This window comes from Rhodococcus sp. JG-3 (assembly GCF_000482405.1).
GTDB classification, from domain to species: domain Bacteria; phylum Actinomycetota; class Actinomycetes; order Mycobacteriales; family Mycobacteriaceae; genus Rhodococcoides; species Rhodococcoides fascians.
In genome coordinates this window covers 98,088-120,163 of the sequence record NZ_AXVF01000005.1, presented here as the reverse complement: position 1 = coordinate 120,163, position 22,076 = coordinate 98,088, and the positions used below count along the sequence as shown (strand labels likewise).

The following is a 22,076-nucleotide window of genomic DNA, read 5'->3' as shown; positions in this document are numbered from 1 at the left end:
GTGGTGCGGTACTCGACATGCCTGCACCTTACAGCGATCCGCTGTAAAAACTTCGCCGAACCTCTTGCAACCTTACAGCGCAACGCTGTAGGGTTTGGGTATGACCTCGACGCCCATCGAACTGCGCCAATCCGATTGGCAGTCAACGCTGTTCGATGACTGCGCGTTGCCCGGTTGCGCTACCCCGGTCGCCGTGCCGGGGGACGTGTGCCAGTCCTGCCTCGTGGCGTTCGGGGACATGCTGAACGTGCGAACCGACGGACCGGCCCACGATCCGGAGCGGGTCCGCGCCGAACTCGCTGCCCGTGACGCGAGCACCCGCGACCAGTACCGCGCGCAGGCTGCCACCGTGGCTGCCGCGCAGCAGGTTTCGACCCGCAAGCGCAACCAGATCTGCTGGCTCTGCGACGAGCGGCGAACCTGCACCGCTACCGACGGGCGCTGGGAATGCGCCGACTGCCAGGCCCTGCCGGTCTGAGTAGCTGCGCAGAGCCCGCGCCTCTCTCCTTCATCTTTTCTCCGCCCGACCTGGGGAGCACCCATGACCGCCACCCTCACCGCGCCCACCACGACCGCGCGTCGCCGCCTCAAAGGAGTTGGAATGAAACTGATTTCGCTCGATAACCAGTTCGACGGAACGATCGTCGACATTCTCGGCTACCGCACCGCGCCCGCAGGCCGCGTCGAGGTCACCGCCATCCTCGACGCACCCGGTGCCTGGTACAGCCGCACCTACCCGGTCGTTCTCGACGCCAGCGACGTGCGACTCTCGCTCGCCGTGCAGTCCCTCACCCGTCCCGAGCTGGGCGTGCGGTGATGACCGAGACCGCAGGCCAGATCGACATCTTCGAGGTGCTCGCCGCCGCCGAAGCCGATGAACAGGAGCTGCACGTCCAGCGATACGGCATCCCGATCCTGTTCGCCAGCCCCACCCGAGGGGTGGCAGCTCGCATCGCCGAATTCGAGACCTGGGCGACCACCTGGGGACGGCACGGCTCAACCGCCGCAAACTGCCAGTGGCGCAATGTATTAAGAGAATATCGGCTACATTTATCTATCGCGAACTCGCGTGTATTGATATAGAATTGAGCTATCGAGATAATTAACTCGAAAAGCGATCGATTCCGATCTCCGCATGACTCGAATCACCTCTGTCCCTGCTCGAACCCGGCCCGCGAAACGAGCCCATTCGATGACGCCCCTGAGCGCAGTTCCCCCACCCGCCGACGAGCCCACGCGCATCCCCGCACGGGCACTGGCGTCCGTGGACGACGACGCCGCCGTCGACGACTGGAGCGCAGCCCACCAACCCTCGACCGACCCCGAGGCCCTGCTGCTGTCGGCATTGATGTGGAGCAACCATCCTGGTGGTCCGACCGCCGAGACCCAACGCATCGTCGCCGCTGTCACGGCCGCCGACTTCGACACCGCCGCCTATGCGCGACTGTACGAGGTCATCGCCGCACTCGTCGCGGCCGGCGAACAGCACGACCCGGCCAGCGTCACCCACGCACTGGCCCGAGCCGGATCCGGCGGGCACGTAGGGGACTCGCTCCGCCATCGCCTCACCGGCGCGGCCACCGCCGGGGGACACGCCGCCGCTGCGGCCCACTACGCCGACATGGTGCTCGCCCAGGCATACCGGCGCAGCTATCGTGCCGTCGGCGAATCCATCGCCCAGGCAGCCGACGAGCTACCCGAGGAATACTTGTTCGACCACATGGTCGAGCACGGTCGCACTCAACGAGCACTGTGGAACCGGCTCAACGCATTTCGCGGTGCACGATGACCACCCCCAGCGTATCGGCGCAAGGTTGCCGGTAGACCAATCGTCAACACATCTTGACGTGTCGGTGAGCGCCACCGAGCAACAACGCCGCACCGCCTGCCCGAAGAGGGTTGAATATGCCGCTGCTCTCGAACGCCGGGTACGCCCCCTTCTGTTGATCGGTTTGCAGCACCGCGATGTGAATCCGGTCCGCCGAGATGTGTATCTGTCGCAGCTCGCCGGTCATCTCACTGCCGCTCCACCGCAGTGGAACGAACGTCACCTGGCAGCCGATGTCCCCGCCGTGCAGCCGATGAGCAGGCTTGCTCTCGATCTGTGGTTCGGTTCGCAGCCTGTGCCGCCCATGACCCATGCCCGGTGCTCAGCCGAGTCCATGATCGACCACGCGCGATGTCGCTGCGGTATGCGCCGCGGGCGGTGGTGTGCGCAGCGTGGACGAGGCAGCTCGCGCCGATCCGGTCGAGCGGGTAGGCGGGGGAGTGACCAACCCGCGCGGACGCGTCGACGCACGCTCGACATCGACCGAGCCGGACGGGGCTGTCGCGGAGATCGGCGCAGTCGCAGAGGTATCGGCCTGTGCGGCCGGCCTCGTGCGTGCTTGCAGCTCCTCGAGGTCGGCGGCGAGTGCTGTGATGTGTTCGGCGTCGGCGACCGGGTCGAGTACAGAGATGTTCGCCCGCAGGTTCTGCAGCTGTGTTAGGCGGTCGACGGCCATGCGGTCGGTGTCCGAGACGTCCGCGTCGTGGGTGACCCGCAGCACGGTGTCGTTGCGCATCGGTTCGATGGTGCCGCCGAGATCGGCGGCGAGCTGCTCGGCCACACGGTGTGCGTCGTCGGGGACGTATGCGCCGACGTCGGTGCGTGAGTTGGGGATCGGGCCCGGGCGCGTGGAGTACACCTGCACGTCGAGAACCGCGACAGCGTCGGGACCCTCGACCGCCGAATCGGGAAGCGGAGGTGACGATTCGACGACGGCGGCTACTGCTGCGGTGACGTTGCGGGGTGCAGGGATCACGGTGCGCAGGACACCGTTCTTGTAGGCCGGGAGTGCGGTCAGGTCGGCCGCGAGCTCGCCGGGGCTGCCGATGAACTCGACATCACGGCGTGAGGTTCCGTCGGCGACCGAATCGATGACGACCGAGACGGTGTCGAGCTCGTAGGTGTCCGCCACTGCCGCTGCTTGGGTGAGCGCGAACTGTCCAGCGGAGCGGGAGGTGTAGAACGATCCGCGAGCGAGCACGAAACCGGGGTCGCCGTACTGATCGATGTTGGCTACTTCGACGTTGAATTCGGGCTGAGGCATGTCGATGGTCCTTCGAGTGGTGTGGGTGTGCACCGCCGCGCGGGCGGATGCCGGAGGGAAGAGCAGGGAAGGCGCGAGCGTGGCCGGGCCGCGGTGAAACGTCGGTCAGGACACAGGCGGTGACGGCGGCGGCGAGGACTGCGTATCGGCTGGTGCGCTGACGGACTGCGAGTGCTCGACGGGGGAGTGTTCGGCACCGATGCGGCGACGCGGCGTACTGCGACCGGACGCGCGCCTGGAAGTCTTGGAGGACTTTTTGCCGACCGGTGCCGGTGCGGGCAGCGGCAGGGCGGTGAGTTCGGCGGCTGTCCAGCCGGCCTCGATCGCTTCTTTGTAGGCGGCGGCGTGTTCGGCGTTCGCACGTTCGGCCGCGCGGGTCGCTTCGGCGACCTTCTCGCGTGCATCGGCGGCGGCTTGGGCGGCGTCGAAGAGCGACTCGATGTATTTGGTGCGGTTCTCGATCGCGGCGCGGGCGTGGGCCAGTGCGGTGTCTTTGTCGACAGCAGGAGAGACAGAAGAGGTGATGGACATCAGATGTGAGGGCCTTCCAGATTCGGTGCGCGGATACTCCCCACCGGACAGGCACCGATCGCTCCAGCCCGCAGCGCAGTGAAGGCGTAGTGCGGGGTGGATCGGTACGGGTGGGGCGCGCTCGAACGTGACCCTCATCGACGCTCGAACACTGCAAAGTGTAGATCATTCGGCTGTCCGCTGGCCGCCCAGCCGAACACACTCGTCGATTGATCGAACGCTTCTACTGGCGCGGGACAAGCAGCAAACCAAGCCATGTAACGCTCGATGCTTTTACAAAGAAAAAGTGTCGATGGCGCTCGCCCGAAGCGCATCAGACGCTAGGAGACGCTATGTCATCGCCGCATTCTCGAATCGCTACGTCAGCCGTGTTGTTCTGCGCCGCGCTTGTGGCTTTGGCGGGATGCTCGTCAGGTGACGCAGCGGACAGTGCGTCGCCTACCAGTGCGTCCAGCTCGGTGACGACTGAGTCTGCTGCCACGAAGCCCAACCGGCAATCCGCGACGACGACTACGACCCCTTACTCAGTTCCCCGGACTTCAGATCGCAGCGAGCCCATCGCCGCGGAGGTCGTCGAGAGCGGGTGGTCACTGAACGAGAGCGGCACCCAAGTTTCCTACGGCGTCCGTGTCCGTAATACCGGCCCAGCAGCCTCGTTCCCGTCCGTTACTGTGACGGCGCTCGACGCGGATGGTGTTCCCCTCGAGACCAAGCAGAGCGAGCTCGGAAGTTACGTTGCCGCCGGCGCTGATTCCTACATCGGAGGAACCCTCATAAATTCAGCCGACATTGCTGATCTCCAGATCACGACCGATCCAGGGCAGAGCCTCAATCGCTCTCAACAACCCGTCGTGGTCACCGGCGAAGCGACGATCAGTGGCTCCGGGTACTCACCTCGCATCGTCTTGACAGCCCAGTCGAATAGCTTGGAACCTGTCGATTCACCCGCCAGGATTGACATGGTCTTCCGGGACGACAGTGGCGCGATCGTTGGCGGCACCTGGGCGTATACGCAGAGCGCGATTCCCGTTGGCGGCACCTTGAAGGAAGCGCCCTTCATCTCGGGATTTGCGCCCTCCGATTCGACCTCGGTCGAGGTCACCATCTCTGAGTGACGGCCTGGACGTGGGGAGTTCGCGTAGCGCGGAAGTTTGAGGCACCTGCAGCGGCTCGGGCCGACGCGGCGTGCGGTCAGTAGTAATCGTTGCCGTATGGGTCGCGGTGGTACCCGCGACGGGGGCGGTCGGCGACACCGCTGGCACCGCCGAGCGCGAACAGGGGAAGCATGAAGACCAGGACAGCGATGAGCCCGATCATCGCTGCCATGAACACCGAGAACACAACGGCGATACCGATGAGGAACGCGATACCGAACACGATGCGCAGGATGTTGGCGATGAAGCCCTTCCATCCGGGGTCGGTCTCGCCGAGGTACGGCACATACCAGATCAGGAAGCCGGCACCGGCGACAGCGAGCAAAGGGAGCGGGCCGACGTCGTCGGTGAAGAGCGAGGAGAGCGTCATCGCAATAAGTCCTTTCGTGTGAGGACTGCGGACACCCGAATCGGTGTGCGGCCCTGGGCCTGATGAAGGTCTGTCTACTGCACGGCACCGACACAGTCGGTGATGCGCAGTCGATCAGAACAAGGTCGGTGGTGCTTGCGCGTCGAAGCTGTATCCGGCGAGTGCGGCGCGGAGTCGGTCCGCGTCGTAGCCGTCGCGGAGTGCGTCGCGGATCGCAACGGCGCGCCCGTATCGTCCTCGCGGATCTCCGCCTGCGGGCGTCGGTCCGATGTGGCGTCCGGTTGCAACGGCGTGTGCAAGGTTCGCCGATTGGGTGCCGCGCTTGAGGTGACCGTCATCGACTCGCACACACAGGGTTTCGTCGCAGTCGTGTTCGCCGACGATCCCGTCCCCGAGGTCGCCGTGCGCGAGCAACAGCGCGAACCGGTGCGCAGACAACGTTCGCGGTGTGTCGCCGTCGGTGAAGGTGAAGCGCCCGTAACCGTCCGGAAAGCTGACGGCCGATCGCCACAGCCAGCACGTCGGAGTGATGACCACTTTCGTCCAGAACCGTGCCACGGTCTTGGCGGTCAACGGTCCCTGCAACGGACGCCACGACCGACGAACCGACATCTCCGGTTCGACGACGGTGTCCCCGCCGAACAGTGCCAGTTGCGTCGTCGCGGTCACGGTCAGCGTCCCGATAATTGGTGACCGTCGGCGAGGTGTCGACGCCGCGCGTTCCGCAGCACAACGAACGCAACGGTGGACGCGTCGGCAAAGGTCGATGTCGTATTCGATCCTCCGGCCGCGAGTTCGATCGTCGGGGCCTGGTAGTCACGAAAACTCGCGTCGGGAACGGACAGTGGCGCGGGTTTCTCGCGTCCACCGAATCGGATGGTGGCTCGCTCCATGAACCCTCGGGTGTCGCGGAACGAGATCGCGGGCAGCCACATTCCGGACCCCTGCACCGCCGACGCGTAGGCGAGGTCGGTGTTGATCATCACCGTGCCCAGGTGTGCCGATTGCAACAGAGACAGCACCGACGGTGTGACGCCGAGTTGGTGTCCGAGAGCGGTGCCGAACAAGTCGGTTGCGGTCTCGACGCCGATCTTGTCCGACACGCGGATGCGTGCGTTGTCGGTGTAGACCGCGTACGTCCCGTGACTGTCGAAATCAGGCTCGAGCCACACCAGCGCCGCGTGGCGCTGCACGACCGACGCGGGTTCGGCGATCGCAATGCCCGTAGCGGCGGCGACAGGTGATGTGAGGTGCGGGTGCAGCAGTGCGACCCAGTCGGCGGCGGACTGACGCTGCGGGCCGAGCGTGAACTCGGCGTCGAGGCGTGCCGCGGTGTGCACGCGTACCCGGCCGGTGTCGTCGACGTGGATATGCGGAACGGTGCCGTCGCTGCTCCAGGCGAGCACGTTCGGATCCGTGTCCGGTGTGTGGGGAGCGGGGTAGCCCGCGTCGGTCAGTGCCGCCACCAGTTCGCCGGTGTAGACGCTCATCTGTGTTCTCCGTTCGTGTCGTCGGCCGGTGCCGCGACGGTGTCCGGCGACGAGCCGGTGCCGGTGTCGGAGTCGTCCGAGTCGTCCGAGGGATCGGTGTCGGCGGTGTCGGTGAGCAGGGCCAGAAGTTTGCGTGCTTCCCCAGTCGTGATCTGCGTGAGCGTCGCGGCGGCGGCGAGTGTTCCTTCACGGGTGCGGATGTCATCGAGCGCCCGGGCCATTGCGAGTTTCGCGGCGTCGATCTGCTCGGCGGCGGTGAAGAACGCCGTCAACGACGCCATGTTCGCCGCGTCCCGGCGCTGACGATCCGCGAGCACCTTCTGCTGCGCCGCACGCGCCCGAGCACGCGCAGTCATCCGAGCCTGTGTCGACGCCATGCGGCCAACCATAGCCCCAGACCCCGTCAATTTCACAGATCCTGACACAACCTCCTGCCACATCACCGATCCATCACCACCGAAACCCCAGTTCACCGGCCCAATCCCGCCCGTCACCGTTTACCGATCCAAAGCCAGAACCAACCCACATACCTCATGCATTAAGGCCACGTTCGGATTTCGCTGGTAGGGTCCGGTCCATGATGGGTCTGCACAAGCTCACCGCTGGGGACGGGTATACGTACCTGACCAGGCAGGTTGCAGCAGCAGATTCCACCGAACGAGGGGCCGCGTCACTGGCCGAGTACTACTCCGAGAAGGGGGAGTCACCGGGCCGCTGGACCGGGTCCGGTCTCGCCGAGCTGGAGACGATCGGTGCGGGCGAGCATGTCTCCGAGGCGCACATGAAGGCGCTGTTCGGTGACGGTCTGCATCCCGAGGCCGACACGATGTACGCGGAGAGGTTCGCGGCCGAGCTCGCTGCCGGTGCGTCGACGAAGGACGCCGAGCGTGCGGCGTCGGCGGCGATCAAGCTCGGGCGGGCGTTCAAGATCGACAACGGCGCGTCGGACTATCGGGTGGCGTGCGCGAAGGCGTTCGTCGAGCACAATCTCGCGGCCGGCGAGAAGTGGAACGCACCGATCGAAGGCGAATCGCGGGCGACGATCCGGACCCGCGTCGCACGGGAGATGTTCGAGCGCGAGTACGGACGCGCCCCGGCCGACGAGCGTGAACTGTCCGGGTGGGTCGCCAAATCGGGGCGGCAGAACACCAAAGCCGTCGCCGGGTTCGACCTCACCTTCACGCCCGTGAAAAGTGTGTCGGCGCTGTGGGCTGTTGCGCCGCGTGAGATCTCGCAGGAGATCGAAGCAGCGCACGACGCCGCGATCGCAGCAGCACTCGAGTACCTCGAAGAGCACGCCTGCTTCACCCGTCTCGGCAACGGCGGTGTCGCGCAAGTCGACGCGAACGGGTTGATCGCCGCAGCGTTTACTCACCGCGATTCGCGCGCGGGGGATCCGAACCTGCACACCCACGTCGCGATCTCCAACAAGGTTTCCACGACGCTGCCGGACGGGACGACAAAGTGGCTCGCGCTCGACGGTGCCGCGTTGTACCGCAACAACGTTCCCGCCTCCGAGGTCTACAACACCGCCCTCGAAGCGCAACTGCGCGAACGCATCGGCGTCGACTTCGCCGAACGCCCGAGCGAGGGCCGATCCAAGCGTCCCGTCCGCGAAATCGTCGGCCTCGACACACGACTGGCCGAACGCTGGTCTTCGCGCAACGCCGCCATCGTCGTACGCACTGCCGAACTCGCACGCGCGTTCCAGGCCGAGCATCACCGCGAACCGACCGCCATCGAAGCGATACGTCTCGCGCAGCGCGCGACCCTGGAAACCCGGCAGGCCAAACACGAACCGCGGTCACACGCCGAGCAACGCAGCGGGTGGCGCGCAGAGGCGGTCGACGTACTCGGATCACCGACGGCACTGGCGACAATGGTGGCCGAGGTGACCGGCAAGAAGCGCACCCGGGCGAGCGTGGACATCGACGACCCGCGCTGGATCGACTACACCGCCGCCGACGTCGTCGAGGTCGTTTCCCGTGCACGCTCGCGCTACCAACGGCACAACATCCGCGCCGAAGCGATCCGGCAAGTCCGCACCGCGAACCCGCCGGCCGATCGCATCACCGAACTCGTCGAGGCGATCACCAACCGCGCGTGCAGCACCGACCACGCCGTCACCCTGGGGGACGAGACAGGCGACGACGTCGCCGCAGACGTCGCCCCCAATGTGATGCGCCGCCGCGACGGCCGCGACGTGCACACCCGCCACGAAGCAACGTTGTTCACCACCACTGCCGTCCTCGACGCCGAAGCGCGCATCGTCGCCCTCGCGCAACGCAACGACGGCGTTGCCCTCCCCGACAAGCACGTGGAAATGGCACTGCTCGAATCCGCTGCGAACGGCCGCGAACTCAACGCCGGACAACGCTCACTGGTGCGCGCGATGGCCACCTCCGGTGCGAAACTTCAGCTCGCACTCGCACCCGCCGGAACCGGCAAGACCACCGCCATGACCGCACTGACACGATCCTGGCAGAACGCAGGCGGACACGTCGTCGGGTTCGCACCGACCGCCGCCGCCGCCGCAGTCCTGCGTCAAGATATCTTGACGACAACGGATACGTTGGCGAAGTTCGTCGACATCACCAAGCGCTTGCGTAACGGCGATCCGGTGTCCGTTCCCGAGTGGTATTCCGCGATCGGCGAGGACACTCTCGTCATCGTCGACGAAGCAGGGATGACCGGCACCCTCGACCTCGACGACGCCGTCACCGCCCTCGCCGAACGCGGTGCAACGGTCCGGCTGATCGGTGACGATCAACAGCTCGCCTCCGTCGCATCCGGCGGTGTCCTGCGCGACATCCACGACCGCGTCGGCGCGCTCACGCTCTCGCAGGTGGTGCGGTTCCGCGACCCGGTCACCGGCGCGGCCGAAGGCGCAGCATCACTCGCACTGCGCGACGGCGACGACGCCGCGATCGGCTTCTACATCGACCACTCCCGGCTGCACGTCGGCTCGATCGCCACCGTCACCGACGACGCCTACAGCGCATGGAGTGCCGACCGCGCCGACGGCAAAGACGCACTGCTGCTCGCACCGACCCGTGAACTCGTCGCCGAACTCAACACCCGCGCCCGCACCGACCGCCTCGCCGCCACCGACACGAAAGTCGGACGTGAAGCAGTCCTCGCCGACGGCCTCCGCGCCAGCGTCGGGGACATCGTCCGCACCCGCTCCAACGATCGCCGCAACCCGCTCTCGCAGACCGACTGGGTCCGCAACGGTGACCGCTGGGAAGTCGAAGACGTCGGCCACGACGGATCACTCCTCGTACGGCACCTCGAACTCGGCCGCACCGTCACCCTCGACGCCGACTACGTCCAGTCCGCCACCGAACTCGGCTACGCCGGCACCGTGCACTCCGCACAGGGTTCGACCGCCGACACCTGCCATGTCGTGGCCACCGGCGAGGAAACCCGCCAGCTCGCGTACGTCGCCCTCACACGCGGGCGACTGAACAACCACATGTATCTCGCGACCGCCTCCGACGGCGACCTGCACACCGCGATGACCGAACGCGGAATGCTGCCCCCGACCGCAGTCGACGACTTCCGGGCGATCCTGCGCCGTGACGGCGCACAGGTCTCCGCGCACTCGACCCTCGCCGCCGCCGACGACCCGCACACGCATCTGGCACCGGCCGCGAACGCCTACGACTACTCCGTTGCCACCGCCTGCGAAGTCCTCGCCGGACCCACAGTGATGGCCGCGATCGACACCGCCGCCGACGCCGCGATCGCCGGTCTCACCGACGACGCCGCATGGCCGGTCCTGCGTGGACACCTCGCGATCCTCGCCGCACAAGGACGCGACCCGGTCGCCGCACTGAACACCGCGATCACCGAACGCGAACTCGGTAGCGCCTTCGACCGAGCCGCGGTGTTGGACTGGCGACTCGACTCCACCGGACGCCACTCCGCAGCGCGCGGAACATCTACGCAGGGACCGTTGCCGTGGTTGCCCGCCATCCCCGACGCACTGCGCAAAGAACCGGAGTGGGCGAGCTACCTCGACGCCCGCGCCGACGCCATCACCACGCACCGGGACCGCATCGCCGCCGACGTCGCCACGTGGACACCGACCACTGCACCGGTGTGGGCGCGCCCGCTGCTCACCGACGAACCCGACTTCGAACTGCTCACCGATCTCGCGGTGTTCCGCGCCGCCCACGGCGTCGACCCGGCAGACCGACGCCCGACCGGACCGGAGCAGCTTGCCGCCGCATCGGTGAGAGCGCAACGCAGCCTCGACCGCCGCGCCGAGACCGTCATCGGCACCACCAACGACGCCGTGAAGCGGTGGCGTCCGTTCGTCGACGAACTCGACACCCACATCGCCCGCGATCCGTACTTCCCGATCCTCGCCGACCGACTCTCCGCCGCCGCTCGCGCCGGAATCGAAGTCCACACCCTCGTCCGCGACTCCCTCGCCACCTCGCCGCTACCGGACGAGCTGCCCGCTGCCGCACTGTGGTGGCGACTGTCCGGTGAACTCTCCGCCGCCGCGCTCGACGCCGACACCGACGGCGCGGCCCTCGAACCATCGTGGGCACCGGTACTGACCGAACTGCTCGGCTACACCGCCGCCGTGCGGGTGATGTCGGATCCGGCGTGGCCCTCGCTCGTGGCGACCGTCGACGCCGCCGACCCGGGCATGTGGACACCGGGGCAGTTGCTCGGGACGGCGTACGAGTTCCTGCACGGCGGCATCGACCCGGTCGATCACGGGGTCACCCTGCCCGCCCACGAACTCGCCACCGCGCTGACGTGGCGGGCCGAGATGCTGGTACGGGAAAACCACCTCGCCCGCACCTACATCCCACCCGATGTCGAACCGCTCTCGGCCGAGGACGAGGAAGCCCTCGCACCCGTCGACACCGCCGTCGGTGACACCAGCGGCGCTGAGCTGCCCGAGGAGTTCGCCGCACTCGTCGAGCCACACATTCCCACCCGCCGTTCCACGGCCAGTGCAGGTCTCGGCGATACAGGAACCGCACCGGACGCCACCTCGCCGTCGATCCCCGACGGTTCCGATGCCGACTACCTGGCCTCACTCGACGCACTCGACGCACCGGTCGAGTACGACGCGCCGCCGCCGCCGGAGTACGACGGCTACGACAGCGAACCCGTTGCCGTGGTGGAGCCCGACGGCAACGAGGCCAGCGAGGCCGGCGAGGTGGATCCCTACGCGGCGATGCTCAAGCACGCGACAGTGCTGGCGTTGCCGTACCCGACGGTCACCGCAGACGAACGAGTCCGACTGCTCACCGCCGACCTCGCCGTAGCGAAGACCGAACACCTCAGCTTGCGCGCGCAGATCGCCGACGGCACCAGCCCCACGTTGCTGAACGCAGCCGCGATGCTCGACGAGCTGCAGGAGAGGGCCGACCGGCAACGCCCCGCCCGGATCGAAATGCTCGATGCCCGCCAGGACTGGATGGACACTGAGTTCGAGGCCGAAGCACTCTGGCACCGCATCGACACCGTCATCCGGCCCGCGGTCGCCGCCGATGTCGCAGCAGCCGAAGACGACGACGCGCGTGCACTTGCCGCTCGCGGTCTCGACTGGGAGATCTGGCGCGCCGGATTCGCCGACGACGCAGCGACCGCCGCCCGCACCCGTGCACACGAGGCAGCCGCCGAATACGAGCGCGTCACCGCCGCCGACGGAGGAGAAGTCACCGCCGCCGACGTCACCACCGCACGCCTGGCGGCCGAGAGCATCGACCTCGCCGCCCTCGCCGAACTCAAAGCCGACGTCGACCGCACCGAAGCGATGCTGTGGCGAGCGGAACAGGCCGCGATGCGTGCCGCGATGACCGACACCAAGGCCCCGTCAAGGCAAGTACTGCCCGCCGCCGAGGCCGTCGACGCACCAGTCGTTGACACCGTGGTCGAGCAGCGCGAGCCGGAACCGCAGGCCCCGACAGAGCTGTCGGCACAGGACACCGCCGAGACCGTCGCCGATCCGCAACCGGTGCTCTCGCCCGCCGACGCCGCCTTGCTCGCAAAGATGGAACAGGACCCGATCCGGCTTGTCCCGGACGCGGAGTTGATCGCGTTCGTCGACCGCGCCGGACGATCGCGCACCGAACCGAGGGTCGTCGCGGACACGGAGAAGCTGTACGCCCGACTCGACGAGCAAGCCGCAGCCATCGTTGCCGCCCGCGAAATCGCAGCCGAACTCCGCCGAGTCACCGCGCAATACGAGGCCGCACACACCGCACACACCGAACACACGACGCTCACCGAGCAGCTGTCGACCGCGAAGCGACGCGACCGCAAAACCCTCGAACCTGCAGCCGCCGACGCACGACTACGGGAAGAACGCCTCGCCCGCCAAGTCCAAGACACTCAACGCGCCGCCCGCGACGCCGCCGGCCGGGTGCGGGCCGAGACCAGCGAATGGTCCGCGATCACGGCACGCGCTGCCGACCCGGACCATCGTGCCGCCGACCTTGCAGCCGCGGCTGTGTTCGATACCGCCATCACCGAACGAGGGCGGCGTCTGCGGGCAGTGACGTTGGCCGGAGAACGTCATGCTGCCGAACAGCGCGTGCGTGCCGTCGCTGGTACAGCGCGCCCAGTGGAGACCTCCTCGATCGAAGGGCTCACCGACACCGACAACCGCGTCACCGGCATCGAACCGGTCGACTCGGACGCGAAAAAGCGAATCGCGCGCCTGGTCGCCGACGCGCCTAGCCCCGGGCGGTCACACACCCGCACGCAGTCAATGCATCCGGAACACCAGTCCGACCCTGTCGTCACCGAACGCCAGCACGATAACGACTACGGACTCTGATCTTCCGGATACCGGAACATCGGTGAGGCCAGTTCTGCGTTGAGATCACTCATCGGTTTCTGCCTGTACAGCGGCCAATTCGGCGGCGACCGCGGCATCTGCAACCTTGGCCAAGAGTTCGATGAACGAAGCGTCGTCCGGGCTCAACCTGTATGGAGGGGACACGTAGATGACGTCATCGTCTCCCAGTTGCAATTCGGCAGACGAGTCGTAGAGGCACTCGACGCCACCGGCAATCACCAATTCATCGTCGGGTCCCACAGCGAAACTAGCGGACCAGACTGCACCGTCGCCCGCAGCGGAGTCGGGGTGCGGGTGCTCGAAGTGAATGCTCGCGACCAGCTGCCCGGCCGCAGTGACCAAGGTCTTGCGAGCGGGTACGCTACCGCCCCCGACTGCAGGGTCGTCCTGGACGCGGGTGCCTGTCAACTCGCTCAGATATTCGGCCAGCCATTCCTGCGCATCCGTCTCATCACCGAAATTCAAGTCCAAGTCAGCGACAATTGCTCGATCGACCTGGCGAACGTTCACTACCTCGGTGGCCCGTAATTCTGCGACACATCCGATCTGGAGCAGAGCGTCCACTTCGTCGTTGCCTGAAAAGATCGACCCGTCGCGATTGTCGACCGTGTACCCCTCGACCTGAATAACGGTGTCCAAGTTCAGATCGAACGAGGCGTAGCGGATGTCTCCTGTTTCGGACTCGTCGACACTTACGCCTGAGATGCCCACGACATGCGAGTTCGGGTGGACTTGAACATCGGTTACCTGATCGAACTGTGCGCCAGGATTGGAGGGCAATCCTGACAGATCGATCTCGGCGACCAACCTGGTCGCCCACGACTCCGCCGGCACGCCGTGTCCGTCGTCGCTGTCGTGCAGATCCTGCTCTGCATCCCGAAAATGTTTGACGATGGCGCTGCGGACCTCGGCGTTCTCCAGTCTCTGTTCGGCTTCTTGCTTCCGTTCGGCACGAGAGGACGCGAGTCCGTCCATCAACGCCTTTTCGTTCCCGAACACCTTGACATCTTGACCACCAGCGATGGTGCCAAGGGTCTTGTAGATGTCACCTTTGTTGCTGCTCAGAAATGCGAGTTCACCGACCCTGTGTCGTCCGATGTGCTCTGTCGAGTCGCGCACCAGTGCCGAGTCGGCGGCTCCGGTCTTGACTCCGTCTTTTCGGACCCCGGGCCCCGTCAGAAGAATCTGATCTTTGAGGGCCTGGATGGCAGACCCGCCGTGCACTGGGACGACCTCGACGTTCGACATTCGCCGTAAGGTCTCCTCGATCGCGCTAGCGATTTCAGTTCTGGTCAGCGTCTTGGTCGGAGCACCTGGCATCCCGGGGATATCCAGATGGTCAAGTTTGCGGAGCCCTGGTAGCACTTCTGCTTGTGTTGCCGCAGCGTGGTCAGCCCATTCCCAGGTGACTACTTGAGGAACCCACAACTGGACTCCCTGGGCAGCGAGGCGCGCCGCTAGTCCCTGCACCCACGAGGCGTCGAACTCTCCTTTGTGTCCGGACATGTTGGTGTCCAGGACGACGAACCGCGCGTGTACGGGATCAGCCTCAGCAGGTTCTTCGGGCGCGACTTCGGACATGCCTCATTGAACCAGAACCGCACGACGACCTTCGTTTTCTGCGTCCTACCTCTACAACCAGAAGATCGTGGACGGTGCTGACGCTCACGGCCATCTGAACACCATTGACAGAACAAGCTGCCCCGGAACGAGACCTCGTTCCGGGGCAGCTTGTTCTACGTGTCGAGGTCGTACCCGTTGTCCGGTTCGTTGGTGTGACCTGGCCCCGGTCCCTCCTTGTTCCTGCCGTGCCACGGCTTGGCAGTTCCGGGGTCGTCGTTCACCGCACGGAGGAAGTTGCCGGGGCGGGTCGATGTGTCGCGCGGTTGCACATGTTCGACTCCACCTGCGCTCTGCGCGCCCGCATGTTGAGCAGCAACAGATTTGGCGTGCATCATTGCCCGCACATCATCTGCGCTTCCCATTCCGAGATCTTCGACGAGGGCTTTGGTGGGGTTGAGCAGCAGCGACCACTTCGGCTCGCGGCCCTTCGCTGCAGCGCGTTCGGCCCGTGCAGCGTCCCGTGCGAGGGCTTCGGGACTCGTTTCGGCCTCCTTGATTTCTCGCCGCAATCGGGAAACTTCGTCCGAAAGATCCCTGAGCTGCACTGCTTTCGGAAAATCGGACAGCTCGACCAGTTCGAGATCGTCGAGGCGTTGCTCGTCTCGATCGAGTGAGCGCTCGGCCTTCGCAAGGTCGGTGTCGACGGTGTAGGCCATGTTCTCCACCCGCGTGAGCAGACCGAGTGAATGTTGGCTGCGCTCCCCGTCCCCGATCCTCGGATACAGATCATGGGCTTCGATCACTTTCGTCGACGACCCGAGACCGGAGAACGAGAGATATAGCGCACTGGCCTGCATGGAACGGGACGCCTCGATCGGGAATCCGCTCATCTCCGCGACCACCATCGTCTTGGTCAATCCTTCGCCCTTGAGGGCCTGGTAGGTGCCCTGTAGAGCGTTGGCCATCGCGTTCGCGGCGTCGCTGCGGGTGTCGTAGAACTTCCCGCGGATGGTCATGCCGGGCCACTGCTCGACCTCGCGCCGGCCTTTGAGCACCGGTGCTGCTTCTTTCAATCCGGCGACACGCTGGCGAGCGCGAGGTACTTCGCGGCGCAGCCGGTCGCGGTCGCGTTCGATGGAGCGTTGCTCGGCGAAATGCGAATCCGCTTCGGACTGGAGCTCCTGGAGCTGGGAGTCGAGTTCGATCTGCTGGATGTAGCGATCGTCGCCGGTGGCGAGGGCTTTGGTCATGGCCGAGTTCTCGGCGAGCGAATCGCTGTCGAGGTCGACCACGCGGCGCATCGAGCGGTCCGCTTTCTTGAGCTGTTCGATGAAATGTGCCTTGCGGTGCACGGTCTGCCACATGACGGTGTCGAAGGTCTTTTCGGCGACGTAGTTGAACACCTTCACGTGCGCGTTCTGGTTGCCCTGCCGGATGATTCGGCCCTCCCGCTGCTCGAGGTCGGCCGGTCGCCATGGCACGTCGACATGGTGCAGGGCGATTGCGCGGTCCTGGATGTTGGTGCCGGTGCCCATCTTCTCGGTGGACCCGAACACCACCGACACACGTCCTGTGCGGCACATCTCGAACAAGCGGGCCTTCTCCGACGGCTTCGGGTAGTCGTGAACGTAGGCGATCCGGGCGGGCTCCATCCCGCCGGCGAGCAGCTCGTCGCGGATCCCGTCGTAGATCGACCACGACCCGTCGGCTTTCGGGGTGGAGCGATCGCAGAACACGATCTGCAATGCCCCCGGTGTCGGATGCGGTGCACCGGCCGAGTCGAGGTAGGTGTTCTCGCTGGAGTCGTTGTGCACGTCGAGGATTCGTTGCGCGACGATGTGGGCGCGGGAATGCTCCGGTGGTGCCGGATCGAGATGCGCGACCCTAGGGTCGAGGGTGGCGTTGCGGCCGTCGTTGGCGACCTTGAGGGCATTGTCGATGTCCGGGCGTTTGGCGTCGGCATGGTCGGCGCGATACCCGAGGTCGGCGATGAAGTCCTGCACCTCGAGGGCCGGGGTGAAGGTGACGTCGGTGTTGCGGCCACCGTCCTTGACGGGCAGGTTCGCCGACACCTGATCGCGGGTAACCGCGTCGGTGTAGACGCTGGTCATGCCGATGAGATCACCGACGTTGGTGAATTCCCCGACCCGAGTGACGGCCCGCAACCGTGATCCGGACGAGTTCAGCTCGACCCGCTCGACGGTGTCGGTGAACGTCGCTCCCCAGTCGTTGATCGTGGCCACCCCGGCGTCCTCGAGGAGATCGGGCCGCAGGTAGTGCTGCATCACCCACAGCTCGGCGAGGGAGTTCGCGACGGGGGTGCCGGTGGCGAACGTAGCGACCCGCTCGATGTACTCCTCCGGCGGGATGCCTTTGGTGATCGCTTCCTCGCGGCGCATCGACCGCAGATAGTTCAGTTTCAGATCCATGTCGGTCGCCCGGTGCGAGCCGGAATTGGCAAGCTCGGTCACACCGGAGGCGCGCGCCAGGTTCTTGAACTCGTGGGCTTCGTCGATGAACAGGTAGTCCGCACCGGACGCCTCGAACGTGAGCCCACGGTCCTTCCCGGCCTGTTCGAGGGCGGTTTCGAGCCTTTCCTCGAGCTTGGCTTTCATCGCTTCGAGCCGCTTTTTGGTCAGACCTTCGTCGACGTTGCCGAGTTCGTCGTCCAGCTCGGCGACCTGCCCACGAATGTATTCCGCTTTGGTACCGGGGTCGACACCGATCGAGGAGAACACCGACCGCGGCACGATGACGATGTCCCAGTCCTGCGAGGCGGACTGCGCGACGAGCAATCGGCGCCCTTCGGCGTCGGTGGCGGCGGATCCGGAGAGTATTCGCGCGCCGGGATACCACTGGCCCGCTTCGCGCACGACCTGGTCGATGATGTGGTTTGGCACCACCACCCACGGCTTGTTCGCCAGCCCGAGACGTTTGAGCTCCATCGCGCCCATCAAGATGGTGCCGGTCTTGCCGGCCCCGACGACGTGATCGAGCAGCACTGTCGGTTCGGAGACGATCCGAGCCGCTGCGTCGCGCTGGTACGGATACGGCGAGTACTTGTCCCCGAGACCGGGGAAGGACATATGTGCACCCGAATGCACCGGTGCGACAAGGGAGTTGAACTTGTCGTTGTAGATGTCGAGGAGCTGCTCGCGGCGCACCTCGTCGGCGTGCAGCGCCCACTGCCCGAACTCTTGTGAGAGCCGCCGGGCCTTCGATTGCGCGGCGCGGGTCGCAGCATCGTGGATTGCGCCCGCGCCAGCACGATCACGGAACTCCTTCGAGCTGGTGATCTCGACGGTGTCGCTGTTGAGCAGGTCTTGGAGAAGCTCTTTCCATGTGTAGTCCCCAGCGCGCATCCCGGCGTTGGCGATCCCGCGGTCTTCGGCGGGACGGTGCTCGAAGTTGAACTTCGTCGACCATGCGTGACGTTTGGGCATCAGTGCCCACTTGAGGTCCTGCTCGTTGCTGCCCGGGTAGTGGCCGACAGCGACCTCCCAGCGGCCCGACGCCCGTTCGATGGTCACCGAGACATCGCTCGGCACCTCGAACGTCTCGCGGACGAACTGGGTGTAGGTCTCGATCGGCACCCACGGGGCACCGAGTGAGACATCGACGTCGGTCTTGCGCGGCGGGATGACCGCGGTCAATGCGTCGACGTTCGCCTGGTAGCGGGGATCGAGGGCGGCGACCTCTTCGGCGTCGGCGAGTTTGGTGCGGACATTGCCCGACAGATACGTCGACGATGACACCCACCGGGTCGGATCGGTCAGCGTGCGGAAGGCCCGCCCTTCCATCTGCGTCTCGGCCTGCTCGACGATGGTGCCGAGCAGTTCGGCGATCCGTCCGACGTCCAGACGCGCCTGCTCGTCGAGACTCATGGCCATCGCCTCGTCAACGGTTTCGGCATAGTCCCGCAACTCACGTGAATGCAGGACATCGGTGTGGAAGATTGCCGCCTTACGGGCGGTCATCGTCTCCTCGTCGAAGTGTTCGAGCGCGAAAACCGGCGCGAACGTCGGATCGGTGCGTAGCGCTTTGCCGAGGTGGCTTTGGAGCTTGGTGGGCTGTCGGGGGTTGATCCAGGCATCGTCGGACAGGCGGTCGTAGACGTCTTCGGGGATCTCCCCGGCGTAGGGGTCTCCGGCGACCCCTTCGTCCTTACGCCAGGTGTCTATCAATTTCGTCAGAGCGGCGTCGTGCTGGGCTTCGGTGAGGTCTTTGGGCACGGTCATCGCGAACCGGTTGATATAGCCGTAGCGGGCGACGTAGGCGTCGTACTGCTCACCGAGGATCTCCCGCAAGGCTTGCCGCTGCCCTGGACTGGTAGCAGCGTCCTTCTGCGACTCGATCAACGCGCGGGTGGTGTCGCGCAGGGCCAGCAGCTCGCCCCATTCAGCGACCTGTTTGGCTCCGCGGGTGTTCACCGGCTCCCACTCCCGAGAGTTCCAGCATTCGATCGTGTTCGCCTGGTCGTCGTGGCGCAGTGTTGCCACAGCCAGATCGTTCTCGGCGGGGCCGCGTCCTGCTGCGAGCAAACCTCGCTCGAAGTCCTCGCGGGTCGGGCCGAGGGTGTCGCGCCAGGATGCGGTGTGTCCGAGACCGTCAGCTTTCGCGGCGTCGACGATGACACCGAGCCGCTCTTCGACCAGGGCAGGGAGGTCGACGCCGTCGTGTGCGGCGACGGAGAGAGTGTCGCCCCCGTACATGCCGTGCCCGACCCTCAGCTCACCGAGTACCCATTCGGGGTGATCGGTGTAGACGGCGTTGATCGGCACGCCCTTGTCCTCGCCGGCATCATCGAGCGCGGTCGCGTTGTCGAGCTGCAGAAACCGGTCTGTCAGCGGCGCGGGTTTTGCCCCTTCGGGGCGGCGACGCAGCACGAGGATGTCGGTGACGACCTCCGTCCCGGCGACACGACGGAATGCGGTGGACGGCAACCGGACTGCCCCGACGAGGTCGCCGAGGGCGGCGATGTCGCGTCGGGCCCGCTGGTTCTGGGCGTCGAGGGTGTAGCGGGAGGTCAGGACGGTGACATAGCCACCGGGTGCGGTCATCGCCAACGATTTGACGATGAAGTGGTTGTGGATCGAGTGCTTGGCCTGGTTGTGGACCGGGTCGTAGAGCCGGTAGTCGCCGAACGGGACGTTGCCGATCGCAGCGGTGAACGAGGACGCCGGTGCGGTGGTCTTCTCGAATCCTTCGCCGCGGATCTGCGCCGACGGGTTCAACGCCGCGGCGATCGCGGCAGTGGTGGCGTCGAGCTCCACCCCGACCATCTGCGCCGACGCCGGAGCGTGAGCGATGAACGTCCCTGCCCCGCAACCGGGTTCGAGAACCCGGCCGCCGGTGAACCCGGCCCGGATGGTGGCCTGCCACATCGCCGCGGCGATAGCCGGGTCGGTGTAGTGAGCGTTGAGGATGGTCCGCTGCGCCTGCGCCCACGCGGTGTCGTCGAGCAGAGCGCGGACCTGCTCGCGTTCGGCACTCCAGTCGTCGCGGCGTGGGTCGAACACCTGCGGGGTCGCACCCCAACTCGACCAGCGCGCTAGGACGGCTTGCTCGTCGGCGGTGGCGTAGCGATCCTGCGCGGTGACGGCGGCGAGGGTGTGTAGCGCCTCGATGTTCGCCGCCACCCGCGCCTTTGCTCCGGACGGAACCAGAACCTCTGTGCCCGGCCGGAAGTCCACGGGCTCGACATTCCACAATCGCTCGGCGACCGTCTGCGTGTCGACCACCATCCCTTCAGTGGTGTCCGGGACTGCGGTCGTTTCCGGCACCGGTTGTGCTGTCGGGGAGTCGGTCTCGACGGTGGGTGGGGGAGTGCTCTGCGCGGGCAGGAGTTGGTCGACGCGGCGACCATCGATGGCGATCAGGTGCCGGTTCTGGTTGCCGAAGGTGATCGCTGCAGCGTGATCGTCGGGACCGAGGGTCTTCTGGTTCTCTTCGGGAATCAGAGAGATGTCGCCGTCGCGCCGCAGCTCCATGAGTGCGTCGGTGATCTGCGCGTCGGTCAGAGCGCCGGCGAGGTCGGCGCGGATCCGGACCAGCCGCACGGACGCCTCGTCCTCGCGCGCAAGCCGTCCGTAGGCATCGCGCACGAGTTCCGTCGGTGTCGGTGCCGCGATCTGCACAGCAACGTCCGGTTCGATGTCGGCAGCAGAAGCGGCATCGGCACCGAGGATCTCGGGATCGACCGGGTCGGGGAGCGGTGTCCCGCCGATATCGGCGGCGCTCGGGTCGATCGGTGCGGCCCCGTCGGCGTCGAACGCGAACAGATCCAGTTGGGCGTCGGATTCGCTGCGGCGGCTTACTTTCCGCTTGCCGCGTGCTCGGCCACCCTCTCGTCGAGCAGGCTCGTGAACGACGGAAACAGCGGGTGGCTCTGCGACGTCGGGTAGGGCAGGTCGTCCTCGATCCTCGCCTGCAGCAGATGCATCGCGTAGTACCGGAACTGCACCGGCCTGTCTTTCCACAGTGCGTCCGTCAGCCACAACGTCGACTGGATCGGATCCGCGCAGTTCAGCGGATCGCGCCACCTCTCCGGATCGCTCCGGTGCACCTGGATCCGTGCCCGGTCCCGTTCCGCTTCCGCTTCCGGGCTCTCCTGATCCGGTGGGTAGGCCTCCATCTCCACCGGGAGCTGGTTGTAGATCTCCTCGTTGATCACGAAGTCCGTCGCCTGCGCCCACGCCTGGTTGATCAACCCCACCTGCTCCATGAACGGGGCCGGCTCCCCGTTCTCCCGCAGATACCTCTCCAGAACCTGGCTCTGCATGTGGACCTTCATGTTGTCGATCCGCTCCGCGATCCGCTCGCTCTCTCGCTCGAGGAACTCCTGCTGATCGTCCGGGTTCAGCTCCGGCGGCAGCCCCTGATGCTCGAGATACAGCTTCATTATTTCTTGCGTTATCGGGTCGATCATGGGTCTCACTGTCCTCTGTCTCGGCGAACAAATCGAGCTGGAAATCGTCGGAATCTTTGGCCATGGTGGGTGCGCTCCTGGAGTCGGGCGAGACGGGCATACGCAACCCGCACCTG

At 66.0% G+C, this 22,076-nt stretch carries 16 protein-coding genes; 6 read left to right on the top strand and 10 right to left on the bottom strand.

The window, feature by feature from the left end; genetic code table 11:
• The first annotated feature begins 100 nt into the window (after positions 1 to 100).
• The 4 genes from K414_RS0100620 (at position 101) to K414_RS0100605 (ending at position 1,789) form a co-directional block, all read left to right on the top strand.
• Positions 101 to 478, top strand: a complete 378-nt coding sequence (locus tag K414_RS0100620) for a hypothetical protein (RefSeq protein ID WP_051364834.1) — start codon at positions 101 to 103, stop codon at positions 476 to 478.
• 123 nt (positions 479 to 601) lie between these two features.
• Positions 602 to 817, top strand: coding sequence for a hypothetical protein (locus tag K414_RS0100615; protein WP_152530337.1), 216 nt, complete (start codon positions 602 to 604; stop codon positions 815 to 817).
• Complete coding sequence (locus K414_RS0100610; RefSeq protein WP_027494201.1) at positions 817 to 1,083, top strand: hypothetical protein; 267 nt, start codon at positions 817 to 819, stop codon at positions 1,081 to 1,083. The genes K414_RS0100615 and K414_RS0100610 overlap by 1 nt, the downstream gene beginning before the upstream one ends.
• 109 nt (positions 1,084 to 1,192) lie before the next feature.
• Positions 1,193 to 1,789 (top strand): DnaB-like helicase N-terminal domain-containing protein, encoded by a 597-nt coding sequence (locus K414_RS0100605; protein WP_051364833.1) that lies wholly within the window; start codon positions 1,193 to 1,195, stop codon positions 1,787 to 1,789.
• A 43-nt stretch (positions 1,790 to 1,832) separates the two neighbouring features.
• On the opposite strand, the gene K414_RS0100600 is transcribed toward K414_RS0100605, so the two are convergent.
• The 3 genes from K414_RS0100600 to K414_RS0100590 all read right to left on the bottom strand — a co-directional run bounded on the left by K414_RS0100600 (position 1,833) and on the right by K414_RS0100590 (position 3,623).
• Complete coding sequence (locus tag K414_RS0100600) at positions 1,833 to 2,051, bottom strand: hypothetical protein (RefSeq protein ID WP_152530336.1); 219 nt, start codon at positions 2,049 to 2,051, stop codon at positions 1,833 to 1,835.
• 99 nt (positions 2,052 to 2,150) lie between these two features.
• The gene (locus K414_RS0100595) at positions 2,151 to 3,092 is read right to left on the bottom strand and encodes a hypothetical protein (RefSeq protein ID WP_027494198.1); all 942 of its coding nucleotides are present in this window, start codon (positions 3,090 to 3,092) and stop codon (positions 2,151 to 2,153) included.
• Between the two features lie 105 nt (positions 3,093 to 3,197).
• Entirely contained in the window at positions 3,198 to 3,623 is a 426-nt protein-coding gene (locus K414_RS0100590) for a hypothetical protein (RefSeq protein ID WP_027494197.1), read from the bottom strand.
• Between the two features lie 671 nt (positions 3,624 to 4,294).
• On the opposite strand from K414_RS0100590, the gene K414_RS0100585 reads away from it, so the two are divergent.
• Positions 4,295 to 4,738, top strand: coding sequence for a hypothetical protein (locus tag K414_RS0100585; RefSeq protein WP_027494196.1), 444 nt, complete (start codon positions 4,295 to 4,297; stop codon positions 4,736 to 4,738).
• 76 nt (positions 4,739 to 4,814) lie between these two features.
• Here the strand turns inward: K414_RS0100585 and K414_RS0100580 are convergent, their stop codons facing one another.
• The 4 genes from K414_RS0100580 to K414_RS0100565 all read right to left on the bottom strand — a co-directional run bounded on the left by K414_RS0100580 (position 4,815) and on the right by K414_RS0100565 (position 7,014).
• Positions 4,815 to 5,147 (bottom strand): hypothetical protein, encoded by a 333-nt coding sequence (locus K414_RS0100580; RefSeq protein ID WP_027494195.1) that lies wholly within the window; start codon positions 5,145 to 5,147, stop codon positions 4,815 to 4,817.
• Positions 5,148 to 5,261: 114 nt separating this feature from the next.
• Entirely contained in the window at positions 5,262 to 5,816 is a 555-nt protein-coding gene (locus tag K414_RS29240) for a hypothetical protein (protein WP_202595035.1), read from the bottom strand.
• Between the two features lie 2 nt (positions 5,817 to 5,818).
• Positions 5,819 to 6,637 (bottom strand): hypothetical protein, encoded by an 819-nt coding sequence (locus K414_RS0100570; protein ID WP_027494194.1) that lies wholly within the window; start codon positions 6,635 to 6,637, stop codon positions 5,819 to 5,821.
• A complete protein-coding gene (locus K414_RS0100565; protein ID WP_152530335.1) occupies positions 6,634 to 7,014 on the bottom strand; it encodes a hypothetical protein in 381 nt (126 codons plus the stop codon). The genes K414_RS0100570 and K414_RS0100565 overlap by 4 nt, the downstream gene beginning before the upstream one ends.
• Before the next feature lie 200 nt (positions 7,015 to 7,214).
• On the opposite strand from K414_RS0100565, the gene mobF reads away from it, so the two are divergent.
• A complete protein-coding gene (gene mobF / locus K414_RS25610; protein WP_051364831.1) occupies positions 7,215 to 13,448 on the top strand; it encodes a MobF family relaxase in 6,234 nt (2,077 codons plus the stop codon).
• A 45-nt stretch (positions 13,449 to 13,493) separates the two neighbouring features.
• Here the strand turns inward: mobF and K414_RS0100555 are convergent, their stop codons facing one another.
• The 3 genes from K414_RS0100555 to K414_RS29500 form a co-directional block, all read right to left on the bottom strand.
• Positions 13,494 to 14,717: a hypothetical protein gene (locus K414_RS0100555; protein WP_027494192.1), complete on the bottom strand. Its 1,224-nt coding sequence runs from the start codon at positions 14,715 to 14,717 to the stop codon at positions 13,494 to 13,496.
• A 488-nt stretch (positions 14,718 to 15,205) separates the two neighbouring features.
• Positions 15,206 to 21,220 (bottom strand): helicase-related protein, encoded by a 6,015-nt coding sequence (locus tag K414_RS0100550; RefSeq protein ID WP_237606108.1) that lies wholly within the window; start codon positions 21,218 to 21,220, stop codon positions 15,206 to 15,208.
• A 125-nt stretch (positions 21,221 to 21,345) separates the two neighbouring features.
• Positions 21,346 to 21,960 (bottom strand): hypothetical protein, encoded by a 615-nt coding sequence (locus K414_RS29500; RefSeq protein ID WP_027494190.1) that lies wholly within the window; start codon positions 21,958 to 21,960, stop codon positions 21,346 to 21,348.
• Between the last annotated feature and the right edge of the window lie 116 nt (positions 21,961 to 22,076).

What these genes read in the sequence shown, in the direction of transcription:
- K414_RS0100620 (WP_051364834.1), top strand. Translation starts at nt 101, where the DNA reads ATGACCTCGACGCCCATCGAACTGCGCCAATCCGATTGGCAGTCAACG.
- K414_RS0100610 (WP_027494201.1), top strand. Translation starts at nt 817, where the DNA reads ATGACCGAGACCGCAGGCCAGATCGACATCTTCGAGGTGCTCGCCGCC.
- K414_RS0100595 (WP_027494198.1), bottom strand. Translation starts at nt 3,092, where the DNA reads ATGCCTCAGCCCGAATTCAACGTCGAAGTAGCCAACATCGATCAGTAC.
- K414_RS0100570 (WP_027494194.1), bottom strand. Translation starts at nt 6,637, where the DNA reads ATGAGCGTCTACACCGGCGAACTGGTGGCGGCACTGACCGACGCGGGC.
- K414_RS0100590 (WP_027494197.1), bottom strand. Translation starts at nt 3,623, where the DNA reads ATGTCCATCACCTCTTCTGTCTCTCCTGCTGTCGACAAAGACACCGCA.
- K414_RS0100605 (WP_051364833.1), top strand. Translation starts at nt 1,193, where the DNA reads ATGACGCCCCTGAGCGCAGTTCCCCCACCCGCCGACGAGCCCACGCGC.
- K414_RS0100580 (WP_027494195.1), bottom strand. Translation starts at nt 5,147, where the DNA reads ATGACGCTCTCCTCGCTCTTCACCGACGACGTCGGCCCGCTCCCTTTG.
- K414_RS0100565 (WP_152530335.1), bottom strand. Translation starts at nt 7,014, where the DNA reads ATGGCGTCGACACAGGCTCGGATGACTGCGCGTGCTCGGGCGCGTGCG.
- K414_RS29500 (WP_027494190.1), bottom strand. Translation starts at nt 21,960, where the DNA reads ATGATCGACCCGATAACGCAAGAAATAATGAAGCTGTATCTCGAGCAT.
- K414_RS0100615 (WP_152530337.1), top strand. Translation starts at nt 602, where the DNA reads ATGAAACTGATTTCGCTCGATAACCAGTTCGACGGAACGATCGTCGAC.
- mobF (WP_051364831.1), top strand. Translation starts at nt 7,215, where the DNA reads ATGATGGGTCTGCACAAGCTCACCGCTGGGGACGGGTATACGTACCTG.
- K414_RS0100555 (WP_027494192.1), bottom strand. Translation starts at nt 14,717, where the DNA reads ATGTCGAACGTCGAGGTCGTCCCAGTGCACGGCGGGTCTGCCATCCAG.